Raw genomic sequence first — 23067 nt, forward strand, 5'->3', positions numbered from 1 at the left:
TCGTCAAGGGGATTTCGACGGTGGCAACGAACGACGGCGATACGACCGCGTCGAGTCGGCACTCCGTACCAAACGGCGACCGTGCGCCGGCTGAACGATACCGCGCGCAGGCCAACGGACGATAGGGACTCGAGGACGCCCGAATGGACACAGCGGTTATGGTACTCCCGCCGCCAGTCTCCGACGATGCCGGACCCCGACGCCTCGGTCGTCGTCCCCGCTCGCGACGAGGGGCCACGCCTCGAGCGAACGCTGGCATCCCTCGCCGCACAGCGGTTCGAGGGACGCTTCGAGGTGATCGTCGTCGCCAGCGGCGCGCGAACGGTGGCCGTCGCTCGAGCGCATTCGATCGTCGATCGGGTCGTGATCGACGACCGGCAGGCGGGCCCCGGTCCGGCGAGAAATCGGGGTGCGAGCGCGACAGATGGGGAGGTGTTGCTCTTCACGGACGCCGACACGGTCGTTCCGCCGTCGTGGGTTCGTCGTCACCGGCGGCATTACGCCACGCCCGACGTGGTCGGCGTCGGCGGTCCGCTCCGGCCGCTCGAGGACGGGCTCCGACACCGCGTCCTCTTTCGGCTCCTCTCGGACTGGTGGTATCGGGCGTGCTGGCCGACCGGCTTCGTTCAGCAACCCGGCTGTAACTGCAGCGTGCGTCGGACGGCCTTCGAGGCGGTCGACGGCTTCGACGACTCGCTCGGCTTTCTCGAAGACACCGACCTCTCCTTGCGACTGCGCCGCGAGGGGACCCTCGTGTACGATCACGCCTGCCCCGTCGACACCTCGAGCCGGCGGCAAGAGCGCGTCGGCTACGGGCGGCTGTGCTGGATCTACCTCGTCGGCTACCTCGAGTACGTCCTGCCCGGCCGGTCGCCGACGCGGGACTACTTCTAGGTCGTTGTCGATGGTCTCCCGATGGACTATCTGCGTTCTCTGACGAATATGTTCGGACGAGACGTCCTCGCGGGAACGATTGACCGAGAAAGGACGACTTATACGGGTTCCGAGTCAAGGGACGGGCATGAGTAGCGACGACCAGTTCGACTACGGGAAAGACGAGCAGTTGCGGAGCCGCGAAGTGACGGAGGGGCCGGACAAGGCGCCACACCGCGCGATGTTCCGCGCGATGGGGTTCGACGACGAGGACTTCGGCTCGCCCATGATCGGCGTCCCGAATCCGGCGGCGGACATCACGCCGTGTAACGTCCACCTCGACGACGTCGCGGACTCGGCCCTCGAGGGGGTCGACGAGGCCGGCGGCATGCCCATCGAGTTCGGGACGATCACGATCTCCGACGCCATCTCGATGGGGACCGAGGGGATGAAAGCCTCGCTGATCTCCCGTGAACTCATCGCCGACTCCGTCGAACTCGTCTCGTTCGGCGAGCGCATGGACGGGCTGGTCACCATCGGCGGTTGTGACAAGAACATGCCGGGGATGATGATGGCGTCCATTCGGACGGATCTCCCCTCCGTCTTCCTCTACGGCGGCTCCATCATGCCCGGCGAACACGAGGGCCGAGAAGTCACCGTCCAGAACCTCTTCGAGGGCGTCGGTGCCGTCGCGGACGGCGAGATGTCCGGCGAGGAACTCGACGAGATGGAGCGCAACGCCTGCCCCGGCGCGGGCTCCTGCGGTGGCATGTTCACCGCCAACACGATGGCCTCGATCTCGGAGGCGCTCGGCTTCGCGCCGCTCGGCAGCGCCAGCCCGCCCGCCGAGGACGAATCGCGCTACGACGTCGCCCGGAAAGCCGGTGAACTCGCCGTCGAGGCCGTCGAAGCGCAACGCAAGCCGTCCGACTTCCTCAGCAAGGAGTCGTTCGAGAACGCCATCGCCCTGCAGGTCGCCGTCGGCGGGTCGACCAACGCCGTCCTCCACCTGCTGGCGATGGCCGCCGAGGCCGGCGTCGACCTCTCCATCGAGGAATTCGACGAGATCAGCCGGCGCACCCCGAAGATCGCCGACCTCCAGCCCGGCGGCTCGCGAGTGATGAACGACCTCCACGAGGTCGGCGGCGTCCCGGTCGTTCTGAACGCCCTTTACGAGGCCGATCTCCTCCACGGCGACGCGCTGACCGTGACGGGGGACACGATCGGCGAGGAACTCGAGCGAATCGACCCGCCGGCGATCGAAGACCTCGACGTCGACTTCCTCTACACCGTCGACGAGCCGAAGAACGAGCAGGGAGCCATCCGGATCCTGACGGGCAACCTCGCGCCCGGCGGCTCCGTTCTCAAGGTTACCGGGGACGACGACCTCCACCACGAAGGACCCGTCCGCGTCTTCGAGGAGGAAGAGAACGCCATGGCGTACGTCCAGGAGGGCCACGTGGAGAGCGGCGACGTGATCGTCATCCGCAACGAGGGGCCACAGGGCGGCCCCGGAATGCGCGAGATGCTGGGCGTCACGAGCGCGGTCGCCGGGCAGGGCCACGCCGAAGACGTCGCGCTCATCACCGACGGTCGCTTCTCCGGCGCGACGCGCGGATTCTCGATCGGCCACGTCGCCCCCGAAGCGTTCGCCGGCGGCCCCATCGGCCTCATCGAGGACGGCGACGTGATCACGATCGACATCGCCGAGCGCACCCTCGAGGTCGACCTCGACGACGAGGAACTCGCGGCCCGACGCGAGGAGTGGGACCAGCCCGAACCCAACTACGAGAACGGCGTCCTGGCGAAGTTCGGCCGCGCCTTCGGGTCGGCGGCCAACGGCGCTGTCACCAACCCCGGTGTGAAGGAAGAGTGAGGAATTCACCCCGCGGCTAAAGCGGGGGTTTTCTCCCGCCATCTGTCATCCCTCTCCCCGTGTCCGGCATCGTCCGTTCACCCGCTCACGTGTGACAGTTTTGCGGCAGTCTGCCCTTCGATTTCCTGCACGAGTCTTTCCCGCCTTTGTGACCGACTACCAGTTAGAGCCACGTATGTGTAAATACTGTCTCGAATGCGACTGGCAACTCAGCACTGCCGACGGCTACACCGAAAAGGAGGTCTCGGAGAAGGCCATCGAACACTTCGTCGAGACGGGGCACACGGTCGATTCGCTGCGACTGCCGCCCCCGGTCGTCCTCGAGAACTGATCGAGCCGCACTGAGAACACGCGATCGAGGTGCGTCTCACCCTCGTCGCTCGAGGATCCGATCGATGATCAGTCGGGTCGAGAGCAGTTGGTCGTCGGCAGCCGACTCTCGAGCGCTCGCCCGGCGAACCTCGCAGTCGATCCCGCGGCGGTCCAGTTCGGCTCGGATCGCATCGTCGTCGTGGTGTTGGTCGTGGCCGAGCGCGATCACGTCCGGATCGATCTCTTCGATCGGGACGAAGATGTCCTCCTCGTGGCCCAGCAGGGCCTCGTCGACCGCCTCGAGCGCGCCGACCACGTCGCGGCGCTGCGTGGCCGGACAGATCGGTTGCTCCTTGTGGTCGACGTTGGCCGACCGGGCGACGATGACGGACAGCTCGTCGCCCATCGCGGCGGCCTCCTCGAGGTAGTGAACGTGGCCGGGATGGAGGATGTCGAACGTTCCCTGGGCGATGACCCGCCGCGTCATGCGTGCCTCGCCGTCGATCCGGTCGCGTGCGGTTTCTGTGGCGATCCCGTCGTCGGTCGTGCGGTAGTCACTGGTGCCATCGTCTCGAGTAGCGAAACGCTCATCGTCGCAGTTCCTCGTCGATATCCGCCTGCGTGAAGTCGAAGAAGTCCTCGGTGTCCGGCAGGTCGACGTCGATCACGTTCAGCGTGGCCGGCTTCCCCTGTGAGTCGAACGCCTTCCAGTCCGTCCGCCGGTAGGGCGCGCCGATGATGATATGGACGCTCCCTCGACCGAACGTGTCCAGATCCGCATTGCTGGGCTTGATGACGCCGTTGGGATGGGAGTGAATGCTCCCGAGTGCCTTCACGTCGTTCGGAATCTGGTTCGTCTTGACGGTCGCGCTGACGCTGTTGGTCTCGGTCCCGGGAACCACGAGAACGTCCGTGATCACCAGGCCGTCCCGGTCCAGATCCAGGCGATCGGCCTCGGTCCCCCGGAGGAATCCCATGTACTCGTTCGGATGGGTCTCCTCGGAGGACTCGAGGGCGAACTCGAGGGTCTCCTCGGCGATGCCGAGAATCTCGCTCGAGCGAAACAGCGCGTCGAACAGCCCCATACACCCCTCTGGGGCCTTGCGGTTGCTAAACGTTCCGATGGCCGTCCCATCGGCCGGGACGGACGACGCTATTCGTCGTCGGAAACCGCGTTTTTCGGGATGAGGCCGTCGATTTCCGCTCGTAGCACGTCCTCGCCGTTCTCGTTCGTACAGACCGCCGAGCTCTCCACGTCGTAGTAATCGTCGCGTTCGGTCACCGACTCGAGGCGACACGTGCAGGTGATTCGCTCGCCGGTGTAGACCGGCTTGCGGAACTCGAACGCCATGCTGCGAGCGATGTAGTTGAGATCGCCGCCGATCTTGGTCGGCAAGGTCGCGGTGAGCAGACCTTGAACGGTCAGCCGACCCGCCTCGTCCGGCTCGGTGTGGATCGGCTGCTGGTCGCCGGACAGCTCGCCGAACTCGCGGACGTCCTCGTGATCGAATGTTCGTTCGAAAACGTACTCGTCACCTTCCGCTGGCGGATGTGAGACGTCCATGTGCGGACATCCCGCCGAGGTCGTTTGTAGCTATTGCTCGAGTGGGCAGGGACCGTTCGGGGCCCAGAACAGCGCCTCGAGTCGCCAGTACGTCTTGACAAGGGTTATACGCGACCGTCTCGAACAGCGAACCAAGATGACGCGTGACTCCGCCGGGGAACCCGGCGCAGACGACGGGGATTCCGTCGTTTACGATCTCGCATCCGATTGTACCGCCGACGACGTCGAACAGGACACGTCCTATCTCGCCGAAATTAACGGCATCGTCGACTACGGCGTCTTCGTCGATCTCTCCGATTCCGTCTCCGGGCTCGTCCACGAATCCGTCCTCGAGGGCACCTACGCCGTCGGCGACGAACTCGTCGTCGAACTCGAGAGCATCCGCGATAACGGCGACATGGCCTTCCAGCCGGTCGATATCGATGACTACACGATCGAGGAAGTCGGCCACGACTACTCGCTGACCGGCACGGACCGTCTCGAGGGCAACATCGGCGAGCAGATCCACGTCGAGGGAACGGTCACCCAGGTCAAACAGACCGGCGGCCCGACGATATTCCACGTCTCCGACGAGTACGGCGTCGTCCCCTGTGCCGCCTTCGAGGAGGCCGGGGTCCGCGCCTATCCCACCATCGAGGTCGGCGACGTCGTCCGCGTCACCGGGACGCCGGAACACCGCGAGGGATCGGTCCAGATCGAGGTCGACGGCCTCTCGAAGCTCGAGGGCGAGGACGCCGAAGAGGCCCGCCAGCGACTCGAGGAGGCCCTCGACGAGCGCGCCGAACCCCACGACGTCGAGCCGCTGATCGACTGGCCGGCCTTCGAGAAACTGCGGCCGAATCTCGAGGAAGTCGCCCGACTGCTCCGACGGACGGTCCTCGAGGGGCGGCCGATCCGCGTGCGTCACCACGCCGACGGCGACGGCATGTGCGCCGCCGTCCCCGTCCAGATCGCGCTGCAGCGGTTCATCGCCGACGTTCACGAGGACGAGGAGGCACCCCGCCACCTCATCAAGCGGCTGCCGGCGAAGGCCCCGTTCTACGAGATGGAAGACGCGACGCGAGACCTCAACTTCGCGCTCGAGGATCGCGAGAAACACGGCCAGCAACTGCCGCTCCTGCTCATGCTGGACAACGGCTCGACGGCCGAGGACGTCCCGGCCTACGAGACGCTGGCCCACTACGACATCCCGATCGCGGTCGTCGACCATCACCATCCCGACCCCGACGCCGTCGAGGATCTCCTCGACGCACACGTCAATCCCTACCTCCACGACGAGGACTACCGGATCACGACGGGGATGCTCTGCGTCGAACTCGCGCGGATGATCTACCCCGAACTGGGCGACGAACTCCGTCACATCCCCGCCGTCGCCGGCCTCTCGGACCGCTCGAAGGCCGACGCGATGGACGACTACCTCGCGCTCGCCGCCGAAGAGGGGTACGACGAGGACCGCGTTCAGGACGTCAGCGAGGCGCTGGACTACGCCGCCTTCTGGCTGCGCTACAACTCCGGCGACCAGCTGATTCAGGACCTGCTGCAGGTCGACAGCGACGACGAACAGCGCCACCGCGACCTCGTCTCCTTCTTCGCCGACCGCGGCCGCGAGGAAGTCGACGAGCAACTCGAGGACGCGATGCCCCACCTCGAGCACGAGACGCTCGAGAACGGCGCGCACCTCTACCGGATCGACGTGGAGAACCACGCCCACCGCTTTACCTACCCCGCACCGGGGAAGACGACGGGCGAGATCCACGACCGCAAGATCGAGGAGACCGGCGATCCGGTCATCACGGTCGGCTACGGGCCTGACTTCGCCGTGCTCCGCAGTGACGGCGTCCGACTCGACATTCCGAACATGGTCACGGAACTCGAGGCCGAGATCGCGGGCGGCGGCGTCTCCGGCGGCGGCCACCTCGTCGTCGGCTCGATCAAGTTCGTCTCCGGCAAGCGCGAGGAAGTGATCGACGCCTTAGTCGAGAAGATGGCCGAGGCCGACATCGACGAAGCGCTCTCGAGTGCCGCGCCGATCGACGACTGAAGATTATTTGCCGTTCGTTTTTCGGGTCTAAACCAGCACACCAGAAGTGTCAATAGCGTTCAATTGTCTCCCAGAGAGGACTCGGTTGCACCTCACTCCTCGTCAGCTACGTCGCTGGTCAGTTTCGAAAGCGCGTTCCGATCTTTCCGCAACTGTTCTTTGAACTGCCCAGTGACTTCGGCAAGGTCATCGATCGTGGGAATATTCGTCAGCACTATTTCGTCATCCAATGTTCCGGTTCATAGACAGATATAATTGCTGTGCTCGATACTCGCCTGCCCCGATTGCGCAGTACTGACGACGACCCGACCCGCAAAAAACGGGTCCGTCGCACCCCAACCCTTCCCTTAGTCGGAGCTGGGCCCGGTCTTCTCGAGCAGGCTCCCCGAAACCGGACAGCCACAGGGCGTGGCCCTGTGCGTCGTCGGGCCGTAGCTCACGACCACCGCGACGGGCGTGTCACACCGCGGGCACGGAACCGGCTGTCGCCGTCGCGACGAATTGCTGGGAGCGATCGAGTCGGCGTCCATCGTCAGTTCGTCGGCCAGCGGCGACTCGTCGTCGCTGCTCATCGATCGCTCCGAGTTTGCGTCTTCCGATGGCGTCGCCACTCGAGCGATAGTCGATCGACCGTAGTCGATACTTGAGTCCGATGCCGTCGTCGTGCGAGACGTTTATGTCTCGGTGGGAGTAAGTGAAACATGGCTTCGAGCCGTTGCGGTTGGAAGCCAGTCTCGGGTGTCTCAGCACCCGGGGCGTTTCGACGCACGCCCCCGCTGGAGCTGACTTCCAGCTATTCATACGAGAAAGTTAAACTTATATCTATTGGAATTTATTCGCGGATAGAATGCTGTTCGTCTGGGAGGGAGACAGCGTCTGCCCTCTGTGCGGTCTGAATCAACAGATTCCCTTTCCACCTGTTAGATGATCGCTACTCGACCATTGACTCCTACTATTTATCGTAGTAAATTTTTAGTGACCGTATGGGCATGTATGAGGTGGCATGGTTGATGAGAAATCACACCAAACATTGAAAACGTACGGGCGACGCGGGGTACTCGGCGGCATGGCGTCGCTGCTCGCCGCGTCGGCCTATTCGCTGAACGTATCCGCGGAGGCCGCATCGCCGGTCTGGGAGGGTGACGATTCGCTGACCCGAGTCGTCCCCTCGCCCGACGGGCGGGTGCTGGTAATCATCGACGTCGAGGACGGCACCCCGACGTACAGCGTGCGGTTCGACGGGCGAACCGTCGTCGACTCGTCGCGTATCGGGTTCGAGTTCCAGAATCAGCCCGCCTTCGGCGTCGGCAGCGACGCGGCCGATCTCGAGGTCACGGGCAGCGAGTGGGACCGGGTCGACAGCACCTGGGAACCGGTCTGGGATCAGTACGACGAGATCGAGGAACGGTATACGGAACTCCGGATCGGCCTCGAGGAGACCGAGGGACCGGGCCGGGGCGGCACCCTCGAGATCCGGGTCTTCGAGGACGGGTTCGGGTTCCGGTTCCTCTTCGACGAGCGCTTCGGTGACGAGTTCGTCATCACCTCGGAGCGAACGGAGTACTCCTTCGCGGGCGATTACGACTCGTGGTGGGTGCCCGGCGATTACAACAGCTTCGAGTACGAGTACGAAGCGACACCCCTCAGCGAAATCGGCTCGACGCTCGAGTCGGAATTCGGCGGTTCGTTCGACGGCGTCCACACGCCGATGACGATGCGGACCGACGACGACCACTACGTCAGCGTCCACGAGGCGAACCTCGACGACTACGCGTCGCTGGCGATCACACCGCAGGCGGACGGCTCCACCGATTTCGAGGCGGCGCTGGCCCCGCTTCCGGACGGCACAAAGGTGTCCGCGTCCGCGCCCCACGTCACTCCGTGGCGGACGATCCAGCTCGGCAGGCGGCCGGGCGACCTCATCGAGTCGAACCTCATCGTCAACCTCAACGAGGACTACAGCGACGACGTGTTCACGCGGGGCACCGACTGGATCGAGCCCCAGAAGTTCATCGGGGTCTGGTGGCTGATGATCACCGGCCGCGCAGACTGGGAGTACCAGGGTCCCCAGACCGGCAACCACGGCGCACAGACCGGCCGCGCGAAGCAGTACATGGACTTCGCCAGCGAGCACGACATTCCCGGAGTCCTCGTCGAGGGCTGGAACCAGGGCTGGTCGAGCTACCCGGGCGACGGCAGCGAGTTCAGCTTCACCGAGTCGTATCCCGACTTCGATCTCGAGGGCGTCACCGACTACGGCTCGGGCCTCGAGCCGGCGACGCAGATGACGATGCACAACGAGACGGCGGGGGACTTCCGGAACTACGAGTCCCAGCTCGACGAGGCGTTCGGGCTGTACGACGACCTCGGTATTCGGACGATCAAGAACGGATACGTCTCCGACAGCGGTGATCTCTCCGGGGAGGGATACAGCCACCACAATCAGGTGCTGGTCAACCACCACACGCTGGTCGCGGAGACGGCGGCGGCCAACCGGCAGCTGCTCGACGTACACGAGCCGATTCACCCGACCGGTCGCCGGCGAACGTACCCCAACCTGATGACCCGCGAGGGCGTGAAAGGCCAGGAGTACGACGCGTTCGGAAACGTCAGTCCGGACCACCACGTCACGTTCCCGTTCACGCGCATGCTCGGCGGCCCAGTCGAGTACACGCCGGGGATCTTCGACATGGAGTCGGGCTCGGGCGGCATCGAGACGACGCGAGCGAAACAGCTCGCGATGTACCCGACCTACTTCAGCGGCCTCCAGATGGTCGCGGACCTGCCGAGTTCCTATCTGGCCGACCAGCCCGCCACGCTGGGCGTCGGCGAGGTCGCGCAAGCCCAGCACGCCGACCTCGACGGGTTCGTCACCCAGTCGGAGTGGGCCAACGCGCAGGGCGAGGCGTACGTTCCCTTCGACGCCAACAGCGTCGACAGCGGGTCGACGGCCACCTGGACGCTCGAAGACGCCCCCGCCGGCGAGTACGACGTCCACCTCCGAGCGGCCAACTACGAAGCCGACAACGGGCTCGGCTTCGAGGTCGACGCGACCGCCACGCTTCAGGTCGACGGGGAACCGGTCGAACAGCTCTCGATCCCCGGAACCGACTACTGGGACGACTGGACCGCGACGGCGACGACGGTTTCGCTCGAGGACGGCGATACCGAGCTCTCCCTCGCGCTCACGGACGAGGACACCGGCGGCTTCAACCTCGATGCGATCGCCGTCACGGAGACCGGCGCGCCGATGCCGGAACCCGACGAGCCGCCGATCACCGGGCCGACCGTCCCCGCGTTCCAGTTCGTCGAAGACGTCCCGGCAGCGGGCTGGGACGACACGCGCGTTCTGGATTCGTCGATCGGCGACTACATGATCACCGCCCGCCAGAAGGGCGACGAGTGGTACGTCGGTGCGATGACCGACGAGAACGGCCGCGCGCTCGAAATCCCGCTCGACTTCCTCGATTCCGACTCCGGTCACTGGTGGGAGGACGGCGACCACGGCTGGTGGGACGATGACGACGACCGCGGCTGGTGGGAGGACGACGATCACGACTGGGGAGACGACGACGGCCCCGGTTGGTGGGACGACGATGGCCACGGCTGGGGAGACGATGACGACGAGGGCCACGGCTGGGGCCGCGGCAACGGTCACCGGAAAGAACGCGCTCGTGGCCAACGAAACGGACGCGGGGAGCATCGAGGCCGTGGACACGGGAACGACAAGTACGTCGCGGAGATCTACTCCGACGGCGTCGATGCCGACTACGACGGCAACCTCGAGGACGTCCGCATCGACGAGGCAATCGTCGACGCATCCACGACGCTACTGGCCTCGATGGTCGGCTCCGGCGGCACCGCCGTTCGGCTCCGTCCGGCGACGGAGGAGGACCTCGAGCAACTCCCGAATTACGAACGGCCCACCCAGGAGGTCGACGTCTCGATCGACGACGAGACCTTCGTGCGGGAGCCGTTCGTTTCGGCGACCGGCTCCAACAGCGGCGACTACATCGGCGGGACGACCGTCGAGCTCGTCGTCGACAGTGACGTCCGCAGCCTCGAAAACGTCCGGTTCGGTCCGGGCGCGACCGACGAGTCGTTCGGGTTCGGAACGACGATCGACACCGCAGGTACCTACGACGTGACCGTCCGGACGATCGACGGCGAACCCCTCGCCAGCCGAACCGTGACGGTGACGCCGCCGGAGACCGTCGCATCGTTCGCCGACTCGAGCGGCGACGATTACGGCCCCGGGGAGTACACGTACCCGACCGCCGGCGCGTTCGAGGACGGCGTCTTCGACCTCCGGTCGTTCGAGGTCACGCGAACCTCGAGCACCGTCCAGTTCTCCTTCGCGGTCGAGACGCTGAACAACGCCTTCGGAAGCGATCGCGGCTTCTCGCCGCACATGTTCGTCCTGTGGCTCCGCGATCCGGCCGCAGACGGCGGGGGTACGACCGAGGTCGGCGACCTCGGACTGGCTGCGGAGTTCGAGTCGGATTGGCACTACCGCCTCGAGGTCAGCGGCTTCACGAAGAGCGCGGTCGACGCGGGCGGGAATCCGCTGACCGACGCCGATGGCGACGAAATCAGCGTTCGGGACGACGTAGACACGGAGGCGAACACCGTAGCGATCTCGGTCGATCGGGCCGCGTTCGGCGGAACCGATATCTCGGACCTGGAAGTCGTGGCGATGGTCCAGTCGGAGGACCGCGGGACGCTCCGTCCCGTCGCCGAGGACGCCGCGGACTACGTGTTCGGCGGTGCCATCCCCGGCGCGGCCGAGAACGCGCCGCGCATCATGGACATGGTGACGCCGGACGACACCAGTCAAGCCGACGCGCTGGCCTACTCGGCCGACCAACCGGCGGTGCTGCCGTTCGTCCCGCTGGGCGACGGCTGATCGGCGCGCCGTGATCGCAGCGACCGTCCCGTGACGGTCGTGATCATCACGTTCTCACGGACTACCGGAGAGACGCGCTTGACCGGATTGGTTCGAATCGAAACGGAAATCTGAGAGAGGAGAGCGTTCGGTCAGTCGGCGCCGTGACGCGGCGTGTACCCGCAGTCGTCGCAGGCGAGCGACTCGTATCGAGTTGCCAGCGGAGCCGAGCATTCGGGACAGTGGTAGTCGGTTTCGAGGGAATGTTGACTGGTAGTCATGTAAAAGACGAGGGTGCGAGCAAGCTTAAGCACACCTAGTATGCAGCTAAAAGTGTTCTCTGTGACTAGAACACGTATCGATATCGCTGTCGAAGCGAGCCGAGGACGCGGGACGGCGGGAGACGACTGATCCCGTGGCCGTCAGAACTGGTAGCGTCGCTCGTCGTCCATCGACGGGTACTGGTCCGCACCGGTCATCTCCTCGAAGGTCATGCCCGACAGATACTCGTCGTAAGTCACGTCGTAGGCCGACCGGAGCTGGAAGTCCAGCTTACCGGTGTCGACGGTCGACTGAAAGAGCATGTGAATCGCCCGCCGGACGAGCTCGTCCGTCTCCTCGGGCTCGAGCGCCGTCTCGAGCAGGGCCAGTTCGTTTCGCGCCTCGCGGTCGAGCGAGACGGTGAGGTCGTCGCCAATGTCCGTGTACGACTCCGTCACTTCGTCGTTGAGGTCGTCGAGACTCATACGAGAGGGGACTCGAGCGGGCCGGATAGGCCTTTCTGGTTACGGTGATCGACCGGTGGCCCTCCGTGAGCGCCGGCGGTCACGTACCGACCCGAAAGTCGGCGTCGAAATCGCCCGCTCGACCAGCACTGATAAACCGCCGCTTCCCTAATCTCCGCCGATGACAGCAGAGGCCGAGGAGTGGGCGTTACCGGCCGACCGCGAGGCCGTTCGCGAGGCGTTGATCGAGTGGTACGAGGACGACCACCGCGAGTTTCCGTGGCGACGGACCGACGATCCCTACGAAATCCTCGTCAGCGAGGTGATGAGCCAGCAGACGCAACTCGGCCGCGTCGTCGAGGCCTGGGAGGAATTCCTCGAGCGGTGGCCGACCACCGCAGCGCTGGCCGACGCCGATCGCGCGGACGTCGTAGGATTCTGGACGGACCACAGCCTGGGGTACAACAACCGGGCGAAGTACCTCCACGAGGCGGCCCAGCAGGTTCAGGAGGAGTATGACGGCGACTTCCCCGGCACGCCCGACGAACTCCAGGAACTGATGGGCGTCGGCCCGTACACGGCCAACGCGGTCGCGAGCTTCGCGTTCAACGACGGCGACGCGGTCGTCGACACGAACGTCAAACGAGTGCTCTACCGGGCGTTCGATGTCCCGGACGACGACGGCGCGTTCGAAGCGGCGGCGAGCGAACTCATGCCCGCGGGGCGGTCGCGAGTCTGGAACAACGCGATCATGGAACTGGGCGGCGTCGCCTGCGAGCAGACGCCCCACTGCGACGAGGCCGGCTGTCCGTGGCGGGAATGGTGTGGTGCGTACGCCAGCGGCGACTTCACCGCTCCCGACGTTCCCACCCAACCGAGCTTCGAGGGCAGTCGCCGGCAGTTCAGGGGTCGGATCGTCCGAACGCTCAAGGAGTACGACGAACTCGAGCTCGACGCGCTCGGGCATCGCATTCGCGTGGACTACGCTCCCGACGGCGAGTACGGCCGAGCGTGGCTCGAGGGCCTCCTCGACGATCTCGAGTCTGACGGACTGGTCGACCTCGAACGCGACGATACCGACGGCCCAGTGGCGCGGTTACAGCGGTAGTGACGGTCGGTCGCTCCCGAGCACCCGGGTATCGGGCACGGAATATCTCGGACGTCTCTCTGCTCCGTCAGCGACTGTCCACTCGAGGAATCGATCCGAGAGATTCGACCGGCACGGTCGACGACGCCGTTCGCGAGAACGACGGACGGCGGTCGTCGCGCATTCCCTGTCGGCCAGTGCTCGTCGATGGCCACTCGAACGGAGGCGGTGAGGATACTTGTAGCTGGCCGGGAGTTACAGGGACTGAAAATACGACCGACTGCGCCAGTGAAGCGTTCCCGTCGCTCGAATAAAATGTTAGATAAGACCCATAACGAGCGGCGTAATCGAATTGCGATAGCAGAAATCGGCGCGATTGTAGTACAGGGGCCTCGCGGACGGATATATAATTATCCGGCACCCTCGAGCAAACGTGACGGTCATCGGAATTGGGTGGCGGGAAAGGCTACCGGAAACACAATCCGTGTATACGTCTCTGTGGTGGCTTTCGATGATGACCACAGTCGTCGAACTCGGGATCCCGACCGATCGACTCGGATTCGCTCGCACGTTCGATCGAGTGTCGACGTTCGAGTTCCAGGTCGGCGGCATGATCGGTGGCTCACCGCCGCTCGTCTGGACGAGTGGACCGGACCGGGATTCCGTTCGGCGGGCGCTCGAGGAGGATCCGTCGGTCGACGTGATCGCGAGCGTCGCCGACGACGCGGGAAGGTCCACGACCGACGAGGAGACCGCCGTCGGCCCGAACGACCGCTGGCTGTTTCGGCTCGCGTTCGGTGACGGCGTCAAGCTATTCGAGGAGATCGTCACGGAAAACGACGGTGCAATACTGACCGCTCAGGGCCGAGACGAACGCTGGATGGTGAAATTACTGTTCCACGATCGGGAATCGGTCTCGGCGTGTCACGAGTTACTCGAGCAGTACGACTTCGCGGCGGACGTCTGTCGAATCAGTGGCGTGAACGATCTCGCGACCGCGCGGACTCCCCTGACAGATACCCAGTACGAGACGATCTGTAAGGCCCACGAGCTCGGCTATTTCGACGTGCCCAGAGGAGTGACGCTCAAGGAACTGGCCGCGGAACTGGGTATCTCACATCAGGCGCTGTCCGAACGACTCCGTCGGAGCCACGCCGCGCTCGTCAGCGCGGAACTCTCCGATCGAAGCGCACCGATGGAGATCGATCCCTGAGCGTTCGGCCGTCGTCACCTCGAGCCACACAGATCGGTAAATCGAGCGGCCGACTCTGTTTATATCTGATTGTGTGGGATGATATGCGCCCTGTTTTAGCTCGATCGTTGGTGTATTCTCCATACTATGAGGTATTTGACCCAATAAGTAGCTTTATTATCGGACAAGACAACAGTTAGATGTCGGCGTGGTCCGACCACCCGACGCGCTAGCATCGCTGTCAACGCCGGTGGATCACCCGTGCTCAATCACCGATCCGCGGTCATTCGTGGCTGTGTGACCGCCTCGATGCCGGACTGCTGATGGGGTGACTACCCACCCCCTGCTCCTCTGTTACTCGTCGATGAGGAATCACGTTCCGGACGAGCCACTAGTTTTATATATTCAACATGAATACCCTCCAGAAGAGTCGACGTGTTCGGACGCAGTCGGACAACCGCCTCGAACGAACCGACTCGCGAAACCGAGACAGTCGCTTCCTCGCCGGAGTTGTCGCTGGACGACGTCTATCACTTGCTTCAGACGAAACGCCGTCGGGACGTGCTCCGATACCTCCGCGAGGCAGAGGAACCCGTCCGATTGCGCGAACTCGCCGAACAGGTCGCAGCCTGGGAACAGGAGACGACCATCGACGAGCTCAGTTCGGACGAGCGCCAGCGCGTGTATATTTCGTTGTATCAATCCCACCTTCCGAAACTCGACAATCACGGAATCGTCGACTACGACAAGGACCGCGGTCGGGTCGAACCGACGGCACGGACGCCGCTACTCGATTCGTATCTCGAGCCGCCCACCGGAGCCGATTCCTCCGACCGGTGGCCGCGGCGGTACGCCGGGACGATCGTCTGCTGTACACTGCTGATCGGAGCGATCGCGACGGGACTCGTCCCGGTCTCCGGTCTCGTCGGGTCGGGACTCGTTCTCGCCGCGTTTGCTATCGTTACGGGCGCACATGTCTGGTCGACCGGTGCCTATCGGTAGTAGTCCCCGAGGGAGCGGCCCGGCCGAACCCGGGAGCCGATCGACGACCGTCAGTCGGCGCGGGAAGCGAGTGGCGCGGTCGATTCGGCGGACCGCTCGAGGAGTCGGCGGGCGTGAAACGCGACCGAAAAGTCCTGCGGGCTCGGGAGGGCGCAGGCGAGCCAGCCGATCGCCGCGCCGGCGACGACCGGCGTGTCGGTCGTCACGTGGCCAGCGATTCCCAGTCCGAAGACGGGAACCGCGAGCGAGAGAGGCGCGAGCGCCGCGACGCGGAGAACCCAGGCGGGCTCGCTGCCGGTCGGGCGGGGAGAGACGGCAGCCCAGGGACGGGTCAGGAGGAGCGCGATGACTCCGTCGGAACGGCCGGGGAAATAGGAGACGGAGTACTCGACCCGCGCGAATCGCAGGACGATCGCGTGTGCCCACTCGTGGACCACCAGTCCGACCGCTACCGCGAGGAGCAAGGCACAGCCAGCAACCACCACGTTCGGTCCGATCATGCGGAACGCGAGACGCACACTGTCAGATGCCAACGGGTGGACAGCGCTCATCTCACGCACTCGAGTCGATGAGCTACCCGTGCAAGGTCCTCCGCCTGTACCAGTTGTCCGTTTAAGATCCACGGAGCGGACGGAGCGTATCGATCTCGAATCGACCGAATCCGTTCGCCCGTGAACCGCCGACGAGGACGGAACGCCCTTCCGTACGCCCGGTTCCGGCGTGGCTATCGACCGGACAAGGATTAAGTATTGTTTCGTGGTAGCAGTTATCATGTCGTCAACTGATACGCTCGAGTTCGGCCACGCGGACCGCAAGGAGATCTACGAGTACGTCGAGCGACACGGGGCGGTCGACCCGGAGGAGACCCAGGAGCACCTCAATCTCGATCCGAGCGGGTTCCGACACCACGTCGCGATCCTCAAACGCGACGGCCGGATCGAGGAACAGGACGGCACGCTCAGGGTCACGATCGATGCGGGTGCCGAGGAGGAGTACCTCTCCGAGGACCTCGAGTTCCACATCCGTCCGGCGCGCCAGGAGGACCTGACGGGCATCGTCGGCGCGATCCGACAGGTCGCGGAAGAGAAGACGTACATCGAGGCCGAGAGCGTCGCCGACGAGATCGACCACGAGGACGCGCTGCTCCGGCACAACGAACTCGAGTCTCGGATGTTCTTCGTCGCCACGGTCGAGGACGACGTCGTCGGGTGGGTCCACCTCCACGCGCCGGAACTGGAGAAGTTGAGTCACACCGCCGAGCTCACCGTCGGCGTGCTGGAAGAGTACCGCGGCCACGGGGTCGGCTCGCACCTCCTCTCGCGGGGCCTCGAGTGGGCCGGCTCCAACGGCTACGAGAAGGTCTACCAGAGCGTCCCGTCGACCAACGAGGAGGCGATCGCGTTCCTGGAGGAACACGACTGGGAGACCGAGGCGATCCGGGAGGACCACTACAAACTCAACGGCCACTACGTCGACGAGGTGATGATGGCCGTCGAGCTGTAGCCCCGTTCCGATCGGTGAACGTGTCGGGCAGGAATCAGTCCGATTTATACGACAGTCCCCGGAACTGAGAGGCATGCGTTTCGCCACCCCCGTACAGTACCGGTGGGAGGGATGGGGGGAATCGACCGCTGCCATCGTCGCGATGGGGCTCGCACTGGCGGTCGCCGGAATCGTCCGGACGCTCGAGACGCCGGTCTCGCAACCGGCCCTCGCGTTCGAACTGTTCGTTTCGTTGCTCGTCCCGACGGGGCTAGCAACGGGCGGCGTCTGGCTGGCGGGTCGTGACGTTCCGTCCGACGCGCGCGCCAGAGTCGCGACTCGCGTTTCGATCGGGATCGTCGCCGCCTGCGCGCTCGCACTCTGGCTCGTCGGCTACGTAACGCTCGAGGGCGGCGCGGTCCGGGATCCGATCGCGCTGGTGACGATCCTCACCGCGGTCGGCGGCGCGACCGGCTTCGCGACTGCGGTTCGGCCGTCGCTCGAGGGTGCCAGTGCGAACGCGACCGGCGCGCGTGAAAATCCTCCGGACGGCGAAACCGAATCGTCGTCGGCGACGGCACCGAAGGCGACACCGCCAGCCGATCGGCCGACCGAGACGCCCGCCGGAGTGACCGAGTTGACCGGTCCGGCGGTCTCCGACGCACCGACGTCGGCCCGCGCCGCGGCAACCGACGGTGAAACGGCGACCGCGAGTGCGTCGACGACGGCACCGGCGTCGCACCCTCGTCCGTCGCCGAACGCCGAGGCGGGCCCCCGTTCCGGAGATTCCGCAAGGTCCCCGTCGACCACCACGACCGTTCCGACGGCGACTCGGGAGCCGGGCGTCGTTACCGTCGCGTCGGTCCCCGCGACCGCGGACGAGGTCCTCGACGTGCTTCGGAACGAACGCGCCCGAATCGCTCTCGCCGTCCTCTACCACGAATGGGACGACGAGACGCGGTCGGTGGACCATCTCGCCAGCGCCGTCTCGTATCACGTCGACGACTCCGCCGACGCCGTCGAGGCCGGCCTGCGACACGCGACGCTTCCCCGACTCCGAGCGATCCGGGCCGTCGACTGGGATCCTCACGCGAATCGCGTCTCGGCGTCGGACTACGCCGTCTTCGAAGAAGGGGTTCGGGAGGCGTCGATCCTCCTCGAGTCGTTCGAGCCGGGAACCAGATAACGATCGGCCGGGGCGCTCCCTCGAGCGAGCTGCGGTGCGGCCGATTCTGAGCGATGAAACGGTCCGTCGTCATTTCCGACCCGGAGTTGCGGAATCGAAAGGTAGTTTTCCCGGACCCTGCTACCCAGAGTCATGCTCTCGATTGCGCTTGCCGGGAAACCGAACGCCGGCAAGTCCACGTTCTATACCGCGGCGACGATGGCGGAGGTAGACGTCGCCAACTATCCCTTCACGACGATCGACGCCAACCGCGGCGTGAGTTACGTCCGGACCGAGTGTCCCTGCCTCGAGCGCGAGGAACGCTGTAACGCGGACAACTGCGAGAACGGCAAGCGTTACGTCCCGATCGAACTCCTGGACGTGGCGGGGCTCGTCCCCGGTGCTCACGAGGGGAAAGGCCTCGGCAACCAGTTCCTCGACGAACTCACGAACGCGGACGTAATCGTCAACGTGGTCGACGCCTCCGGCGGGACCAACGAGAAGGGCGAACCCGTCGACATCGGCGACCACGATCCGCTCGAGGACATCGACTTCATCGAGGAGGAGATGGACCTCTGGCTGGCGGGCATCGTCGAGCGAAACTGGGAATCGGTCGAGCGCAAGTCCCGTTCACCCGACTTCGACATCGACGACGCGCTGGCGGACATGCTCTCGGGCTTCGGCGCGTCACCGAAACAGATCGCGATGGTCCTCCGCGAGGTCGACTACCCCGACGACCCGATTCAGTGGGAGGACGAACACCGCGAGGCGCTGGCACGCGACGTTCGCCGGCGAACCAAGCCGATCGTCGTCGCGGCGAACAAGATCGATGTCGCCCCCGAGGAGAACGTCGAACGCTTGCTCGAGCTCGACAAACCGGTGATTCCGACGACTGCAGAGGGGGAACTCGCGCTCCGCCGGGCGGCCGACAACGACCTGATCGAGTACGACCCCGGCGACGAGACGATCGCGATCGGCGACGGCGTCAACGACGCACAGCGCGGGGCGCTCGAGGACCTCGCGGACACGATGGCCGAGTGGGGCGGCACCGGCGTGCAGGCGGCGCTCGATCATGCGGTCTACGACCTGCTCGACCACCTCACCGCCTACCCGGTCGAGGACGCCGCAAAGTGGTCCGACGGCAGCGGCAACGTCCTCCCCGACGCGTTCCTGCTTCCCCAGGGATCGACGCCCGTGGATCTGGCGTACAGCGTCCACTCCGATATCGGCGACGGCTACCTGCACGCGGTCAACGCGAAATCGAACCGGGAGATCGGCGAGGAGTACGAACTCGAGGAGGGCGACGTGATCAAGATCGTTTCGACCGCCTCTTGACGAACAGACGTGAGTCGGAGTTCGTCCAGCACCGAGTCGTCACGAGGACGGAAGCCGATTCGTAGAGGGGTTCTCTCGTCCTCGAGCGCCCCAGTTCATCAGGGGTACGATTTATTTGAGGGTTCGTGGTGAGAGCCATCCATGGCCGAAAAGCAACTCTCGGAGGAACAGCTCACTCGTGACGAGGCCGCCGACCGACTGCGAGCGCTGGCCGACGAGCTCGAGGGTGATGGATCGGCGCAGGTCCGGACCGGGAACAAGACGGTCGAACTCCGGCCGCCGACCACGATCGCCTACGAAGTGGGAATTCGCGAGCGATCATCGATCCTGCGCGGGGGGCGTGAGACGGTGACAATCAAGATGGACTGGAAGCCAGCGAACGTCTCCGAGGAGTCCACAGCGGCGGAGTAGCGGCCGTCGCCGTGAGTGCCACCGCCGAATCCGATAGAGTTCCGCAGTATCACGGCTGCTATCGGATAGAGATGCAGTTTTGCCTGCTGGCGTCCTATAGCGGCCATGACCCCCCGTCCCACCCGCGTTTCCCACCCCCGGCGCGAACGAGACACCGCGGTACAGTTAGCCGTCCTCAGCGACCGTCTCGAGGCCGCCGAACGCCGACAGCGCCAGCTGCAGAACACCATCGCCGCGATCGGCCGGGAGGCCGGCGTTTCGGTCGGCTGCCTGTGCGGGCACTGCGAGGAGAGCTATACGCTCATCAAGAACGGAGACATGTACTGTCCGCGGTGTGGGCACCGCCGGTCGCTGTAGCGCCGCCTCGAGCGGCTCCGTTTCGAGCGATCCTCCCTCGAGCCCACTAGTGATTACACCAGCCGACCGATCGGATCGAACCGGACGGCGGCGACGAGCACGGCGAGGAAGACGTACGAGCCGCGGATGAGCAGCATGGTCGCCAGTTCAGGGTCGGCTCGCCGCGCGATACCGGCGACCGCCGCGAACGCGAGGGCCGCCACGAGCGCCGTCAGCGGGAAGATGCGAGCGGCCGCGAAGGCGACCACGGCCACTAACGCGACCGTCATCAGCCCGTAGGCGATGTCGTAGGCGCGGTCGGGACCGAACGCCACTGCGACGGTTCGCTTCTCGATCGACCGGTCGTAGGCGTAGTCCTGTGCGTCGTCGATCACCTTGATCCCCGAGAGGAGCGTGAGGAAGACGAGCGCGAACCCGAGAGGGACAGCGGTGATCGTCCCCGCCTGCACGTAGAATCCGCCGAGCACCGACAGGGCGATGCCGAGCGGATACCCCGTCGTCGCCGTCAGGGGATTCGTATCGAGCTGTGGGGCGTGATGGTAGGCGATCAGCCACGTCGGAAGCGTCACCGCGACTGCGAGCGCGTCGACGAGGAGTCCGAGGGCGAGACAACACAGCGCGAACGTCGCCGTCGAGAGCGCGAGCGCGGTCCGACACCCGGTCTCGGTCAACGGGTGGTCATCGTCCTCCCCGCGGACGTGAAAGTCGACGTAGCCGTCTTTCACGTGCGCCGTGTAGACGGCCGCGAACATCGCGACCACGTGAACCGCCGCGACGACTGGATCGACGTCGCCGGCGAGGATCGCGCCGAACAGCGACGCGGCAAGCGGCGGGGTCATGAAGACGGGATGGACCTGCGACCAGAGGGCTCGAGCCGTCGGCCCGACGCCGCTGTCGTCTCTCGCGATAGCCATACACCGAGCGACAACGAACTGACCTATAATACTCCGGTCGGGGCCGCGGAGCTGGGATCGAGCTTCCGAGACACACAGTTTGATGTGCCGTGCAGTACCACGAAAAAGCATGACAGATGGCTACACCGGTGCGGATCTCTTCACTGACGCCCTCGAGTCCTACGGGGTCGACTACGTCTTCGGCAACCCGGGGACGACGGAACTGCCGATCATGCAGGCGATCGGCGAGAGCGACCTCGAGTACAGGCTCGGACTCCACGAGGACATCGCGGTCGGGATGGCCGGCGGCTACGCCCAGCGGCGGCGGTATCACGCCCACCACGACGACTCGGTCACGCCGGTCGGCGTGGCGAACCTCCACATCGCTCCGGGGCTGGCTCACGGGCTGGGCAACCTCTACGCGGCCAAGATCGCCGGCGCGCCGCTGGTCGTGACGGCGGGCAACCACAGCACCGATTTCCGCCACGAGGAGCCGATCCTCTCGGGCGATCTGGTCGACATGGCCGACCAGTTCTGCAAGTGGTCCGACGAGGTGCTCGACGTCTCGGCGCTGCCGACGATGCTCCGGCGGGCCTTCCGCGTCGCGATGACGCCCCCGACCGGGCCGGTCTTCCTCGGCCTGCCACTCGACGTCATGCTGAGCGAAACCGACGCCGAACCCGAACGACTCGGCTCGATTCCGAACGCCGGCAGCGGCGATCCGGTGCAGCTCGAGCGCGCGGCCGAACTGCTGGCCGAGGCCGACGATCCGGTGATGGTGGTCGGCGATCACATCGCTCGTTCGGGGGCCGACGCCGTCGCCGCGGCGGTCGAACTCGCGGAGACGACGGGAGCACGAGTTCACGGCGAGATCCTCTCCTGCGAGGTCGACTTCCCGACGGACCACGAGCAGTGGGTCTCCTACCTCCCGACCAGCGAGGACCTCGCGGCGATGTTGATGGACACCGATACCATCCTCTTCGCTGGCTGTTCGACGAACACGACGCTGACTCGCCACGAGGAGGCGCTGGTCGACGACGACACGACCTGCATCCACCTGAGCGACGATACCTGGCAGATCGGCAAGAACCAGCCCGCTGACGCTGCCGTGATCGGCGATCCCGGACTCGTCATGGACGGGATCACCGAACGCGTCCGCGGGAAGCTCGCCGACGACGTCGTTGCCGACCGACTCGAGGCGGTCGCGGAGGTCAAGGAGATGGTCGAGGCCAAGATGGCGGGCTACGGCGAGGGCGGCGGAGAAGACGACCCGCGCTCCTCGAAGGCCGAACTGGTCGACGCCATGGAACGCGTCGCGGGCGATGCCGCCATCGTGGACGAGGGCGTCACCTCAAAGTACGCCATGTTGACCCGGTGGGATCTGGCACCCGAACAGTACATCTCGAACAAGGGCGGCGGCCTCGGCTACGGGCTCCCGGCTGCGGTCGGTGCCGCCGTCGCCGAGGAACAACGCGACGACCCTCGCGACGTCGTCGGCTTCATCGGGGACGGTTCCTACCAGTACTACCCCCACTCGATCTACAGCGCTGCTCGCTACGATCTGGACCTGACGGTCGTCATTTCGGACAACCGCAACTACCGCATCCTGAAGGACAACACGCTCAATATCATGGGCGGCGAGGAAGACGACTACGAGTTCGTCGGGATGGACTTCGACCCCGCCGTCGACCTCGTCAAGAACGCCGAGAGTCACGGTGCCCGCGCCGAACTCGTCGAAACGCCCGACGGGATCGAGGGCTCGATCGAGGACGCGCTCGATCGCGAGGGGACGGACGTGCTCGACGTGCTGGTTCACGACTGATCTCACCGTCGAACGGAACCGACTGGAATCCGACGCGGACTCAGC

22 protein-coding genes are annotated in these 23067 nt (G+C 65.3%); 14 read left to right on the forward strand and 8 right to left on the reverse strand.

Translation table 11 applies throughout. The features are described from left to right. Positions 1-186: 186 nt before the first annotated feature. The 3 genes from NDI89_RS15285 to NDI89_RS15295 all read left to right on the forward strand — a co-directional run bounded on the left by NDI89_RS15285 (position 187) and on the right by NDI89_RS15295 (position 3080). Positions 187-894, forward strand: coding sequence for a glycosyltransferase family 2 protein (locus NDI89_RS15285; protein ID WP_277522635.1), 708 nt, complete (start codon positions 187-189; stop codon positions 892-894). A 127-nt stretch (positions 895-1021) separates the two neighbouring features. Next, entirely contained in the window at positions 1022-2749 is a 1728-nt protein-coding gene (ilvD, locus tag NDI89_RS15290) for a dihydroxy-acid dehydratase (RefSeq protein WP_277522636.1), read from the forward strand. Between the two features lie 175 nt (positions 2750-2924). Beyond that, complete coding sequence (locus NDI89_RS15295) at positions 2925-3080, forward strand: hypothetical protein (RefSeq protein WP_226006795.1); 156 nt, start codon at positions 2925-2927, stop codon at positions 3078-3080. 36 nt (positions 3081-3116) lie between these two features. Here NDI89_RS15295 and NDI89_RS15300 read toward each other — a convergent pair whose 3' ends face one another. From NDI89_RS15300 to NDI89_RS15310, 3 genes are all read right to left on the reverse strand, one after another. Continuing rightward, entirely contained in the window at positions 3117-3548 is a 432-nt protein-coding gene (locus NDI89_RS15300) for an FAD synthase family protein (RefSeq protein ID WP_277522639.1), read from the reverse strand. 100 nt (positions 3549-3648) lie between these two features. Then, entirely contained in the window at positions 3649-4146 is a 498-nt protein-coding gene (locus NDI89_RS15305; protein ID WP_277522641.1) for a Mov34/MPN/PAD-1 family protein, read from the reverse strand. 68 nt (positions 4147-4214) lie between these two features. Further along, positions 4215-4625: an FAS1-like dehydratase domain-containing protein gene (locus NDI89_RS15310; protein WP_277522643.1), complete on the reverse strand. Its 411-nt coding sequence runs from the start codon at positions 4623-4625 to the stop codon at positions 4215-4217. A gap of 136 nt (positions 4626-4761) precedes the next feature. Here NDI89_RS15310 and han point away from each other — a divergent pair, with 136 nt between their 5' ends. Next, the gene (gene han / locus NDI89_RS15315; protein WP_277522645.1) at positions 4762-6666 is read left to right on the forward strand and encodes a Hef-associated nuclease; all 1905 of its coding nucleotides are present in this window, start codon (positions 4762-4764) and stop codon (positions 6664-6666) included. Between the two features lie 347 nt (positions 6667-7013). Here the strand turns inward: han and NDI89_RS15320 are convergent, their stop codons facing one another. Then, positions 7014-7238 (reverse strand): hypothetical protein, encoded by a 225-nt coding sequence (locus NDI89_RS15320; protein ID WP_277522646.1) that lies wholly within the window; start codon positions 7236-7238, stop codon positions 7014-7016. Positions 7239-7669: 431 nt separating this feature from the next. Here NDI89_RS15320 and NDI89_RS15325 point away from each other — a divergent pair, with 431 nt between their 5' ends. Beyond that, positions 7670-11572, forward strand: coding sequence for a glycoside hydrolase family 97 N-terminal domain-containing protein (locus NDI89_RS15325; protein WP_277522648.1), 3903 nt, complete (start codon positions 7670-7672; stop codon positions 11570-11572). Positions 11573-11703: 131 nt separating this feature from the next. On the opposite strand, the gene NDI89_RS15330 is transcribed toward NDI89_RS15325, so the two are convergent. Both NDI89_RS15330 and NDI89_RS15335 read right to left on the reverse strand, forming a co-directional pair. Then, a complete protein-coding gene (locus NDI89_RS15330; RefSeq protein WP_277522650.1) occupies positions 11704-11832 on the reverse strand; it encodes a hypothetical protein in 129 nt (42 codons plus the stop codon). Between the two features lie 141 nt (positions 11833-11973). Then, positions 11974-12297, reverse strand: coding sequence for a ribbon-helix-helix protein (locus NDI89_RS15335; protein ID WP_277522653.1), 324 nt, complete (start codon positions 12295-12297; stop codon positions 11974-11976). A 160-nt stretch (positions 12298-12457) separates the two neighbouring features. Here NDI89_RS15335 and NDI89_RS15340 point away from each other — a divergent pair, with 160 nt between their 5' ends. The 3 genes from NDI89_RS15340 to NDI89_RS15350 all read left to right on the forward strand — a co-directional run bounded on the left by NDI89_RS15340 (position 12458) and on the right by NDI89_RS15350 (position 15557). Further along, positions 12458-13384, forward strand: coding sequence for an HhH-GPD family protein (locus tag NDI89_RS15340; RefSeq protein ID WP_277522655.1), 927 nt, complete (start codon positions 12458-12460; stop codon positions 13382-13384). A gap of 493 nt (positions 13385-13877) precedes the next feature. Continuing rightward, on the forward strand, positions 13878-14576 hold the full coding sequence (locus tag NDI89_RS15345; protein ID WP_277522657.1) for a helix-turn-helix domain-containing protein: 699 nt from the start codon (positions 13878-13880) through the stop codon (positions 14574-14576). A gap of 414 nt (positions 14577-14990) precedes the next feature. Next, on the forward strand, positions 14991-15557 hold the full coding sequence (locus NDI89_RS15350; RefSeq protein WP_277522658.1) for a DUF7344 domain-containing protein: 567 nt from the start codon (positions 14991-14993) through the stop codon (positions 15555-15557). A 50-nt stretch (positions 15558-15607) separates the two neighbouring features. On the opposite strand, the gene NDI89_RS15355 is transcribed toward NDI89_RS15350, so the two are convergent. Beyond that, entirely contained in the window at positions 15608-16057 is a 450-nt protein-coding gene (locus NDI89_RS15355; protein WP_277522970.1) for a hypothetical protein, read from the reverse strand. Between the two features lie 271 nt (positions 16058-16328). Here NDI89_RS15355 and NDI89_RS15360 point away from each other — a divergent pair, with 271 nt between their 5' ends. The 5 genes from NDI89_RS15360 (at position 16329) to NDI89_RS15380 (ending at position 20307) form a co-directional block, all read left to right on the forward strand. Next, on the forward strand, positions 16329-17060 hold the full coding sequence (locus NDI89_RS15360) for a GNAT family N-acetyltransferase (RefSeq protein WP_277522659.1): 732 nt from the start codon (positions 16329-16331) through the stop codon (positions 17058-17060). A 73-nt stretch (positions 17061-17133) separates the two neighbouring features. After that, a complete protein-coding gene (locus NDI89_RS15365; RefSeq protein ID WP_277522660.1) occupies positions 17134-18225 on the forward strand; it encodes a hypothetical protein in 1092 nt (363 codons plus the stop codon). Positions 18226-18357: 132 nt separating this feature from the next. Further along, positions 18358-19539: a redox-regulated ATPase YchF gene (locus tag NDI89_RS15370; RefSeq protein ID WP_277522661.1), complete on the forward strand. Its 1182-nt coding sequence runs from the start codon at positions 18358-18360 to the stop codon at positions 19537-19539. A 141-nt stretch (positions 19540-19680) separates the two neighbouring features. After that, positions 19681-19950 carry an amphi-Trp domain-containing protein gene (locus NDI89_RS15375; protein ID WP_277522662.1) on the forward strand — a complete coding sequence of 90 codons (270 nt, stop codon included), beginning with the start codon at positions 19681-19683 and terminating at the stop codon, positions 19948-19950. Positions 19951-20055: 105 nt separating this feature from the next. Beyond that, on the forward strand, positions 20056-20307 hold the full coding sequence (locus tag NDI89_RS15380; RefSeq protein ID WP_277522663.1) for a hypothetical protein: 252 nt from the start codon (positions 20056-20058) through the stop codon (positions 20305-20307). Between the two features lie 53 nt (positions 20308-20360). On the opposite strand, the gene NDI89_RS15385 is transcribed toward NDI89_RS15380, so the two are convergent. Further along, entirely contained in the window at positions 20361-21221 is an 861-nt protein-coding gene (locus tag NDI89_RS15385; protein WP_277522664.1) for a UbiA family prenyltransferase, read from the reverse strand. Between the two features lie 109 nt (positions 21222-21330). Between NDI89_RS15385 and NDI89_RS15390 the strand changes: the two genes are divergently transcribed. Further along, positions 21331-23022, forward strand: coding sequence for a thiamine pyrophosphate-binding protein (locus NDI89_RS15390; protein WP_277522666.1), 1692 nt, complete (start codon positions 21331-21333; stop codon positions 23020-23022). Positions 23023-23067 lie beyond the last annotated feature (45 nt).

The sequence above is a fragment of the Natrinema salsiterrestre genome (genome assembly GCF_029502005.1).
Lineage (GTDB): Archaea > Halobacteriota > Halobacteria > Halobacteriales > Natrialbaceae > Natrinema > Natrinema salsiterrestre.

Coding starts and splice junctions, on each gene's coding strand:
- NDI89_RS15335 (WP_277522653.1), bottom strand. CDS start 12,297: ATGAGTCTCGACGACCTCAACGACGAAGTGACGGAGTCGTACACGGAC.
- NDI89_RS15370 (WP_277522661.1), top strand. CDS start 18,358: ATGCTCTCGATTGCGCTTGCCGGGAAACCGAACGCCGGCAAGTCCACG.
- NDI89_RS15345 (WP_277522657.1), top strand. CDS start 13,878: ATGACCACAGTCGTCGAACTCGGGATCCCGACCGATCGACTCGGATTC.
- NDI89_RS15300 (WP_277522639.1), bottom strand. CDS start 3,548: ATGACGCGGCGGGTCATCGCCCAGGGAACGTTCGACATCCTCCATCCC.
- NDI89_RS15375 (WP_277522662.1), top strand. CDS start 19,681: ATGGCCGAAAAGCAACTCTCGGAGGAACAGCTCACTCGTGACGAGGCC.
- NDI89_RS15340 (WP_277522655.1), top strand. CDS start 12,458: ATGACAGCAGAGGCCGAGGAGTGGGCGTTACCGGCCGACCGCGAGGCC.
- NDI89_RS15355 (WP_277522970.1), bottom strand. CDS start 16,057: ATGATCGGACCGAACGTGGTGGTTGCTGGCTGTGCCTTGCTCCTCGCG.
- NDI89_RS15325 (WP_277522648.1), top strand. CDS start 7,670: ATGGTTGATGAGAAATCACACCAAACATTGAAAACGTACGGGCGACGC.
- han (WP_277522645.1), top strand. CDS start 4,762: ATGACGCGTGACTCCGCCGGGGAACCCGGCGCAGACGACGGGGATTCC.
- NDI89_RS15365 (WP_277522660.1), top strand. CDS start 17,134: ATGCGTTTCGCCACCCCCGTACAGTACCGGTGGGAGGGATGGGGGGAA.
- NDI89_RS15295 (WP_226006795.1), top strand. CDS start 2,925: ATGTGTAAATACTGTCTCGAATGCGACTGGCAACTCAGCACTGCCGAC.
- NDI89_RS15320 (WP_277522646.1), bottom strand. CDS start 7,238: ATGAGCAGCGACGACGAGTCGCCGCTGGCCGACGAACTGACGATGGAC.
- NDI89_RS15390 (WP_277522666.1), top strand. CDS start 21,331: ATGACAGATGGCTACACCGGTGCGGATCTCTTCACTGACGCCCTCGAG.
- NDI89_RS15310 (WP_277522643.1), bottom strand. CDS start 4,625: ATGGACGTCTCACATCCGCCAGCGGAAGGTGACGAGTACGTTTTCGAA.
- NDI89_RS15360 (WP_277522659.1), top strand. CDS start 16,329: ATGTCGTCAACTGATACGCTCGAGTTCGGCCACGCGGACCGCAAGGAG.
- NDI89_RS15330 (WP_277522650.1), bottom strand. CDS start 11,832: ATGACTACCAGTCAACATTCCCTCGAAACCGACTACCACTGTCCCGAA.
- NDI89_RS15385 (WP_277522664.1), bottom strand. CDS start 21,221: ATGGCTATCGCGAGAGACGACAGCGGCGTCGGGCCGACGGCTCGAGCC.
- NDI89_RS15380 (WP_277522663.1), top strand. CDS start 20,056: ATGACCCCCCGTCCCACCCGCGTTTCCCACCCCCGGCGCGAACGAGAC.
- ilvD (WP_277522636.1), top strand. CDS start 1,022: ATGAGTAGCGACGACCAGTTCGACTACGGGAAAGACGAGCAGTTGCGG.
- NDI89_RS15305 (WP_277522641.1), bottom strand. CDS start 4,146: ATGGGGCTGTTCGACGCGCTGTTTCGCTCGAGCGAGATTCTCGGCATC.
- NDI89_RS15285 (WP_277522635.1), top strand. CDS start 187: ATGCCGGACCCCGACGCCTCGGTCGTCGTCCCCGCTCGCGACGAGGGG.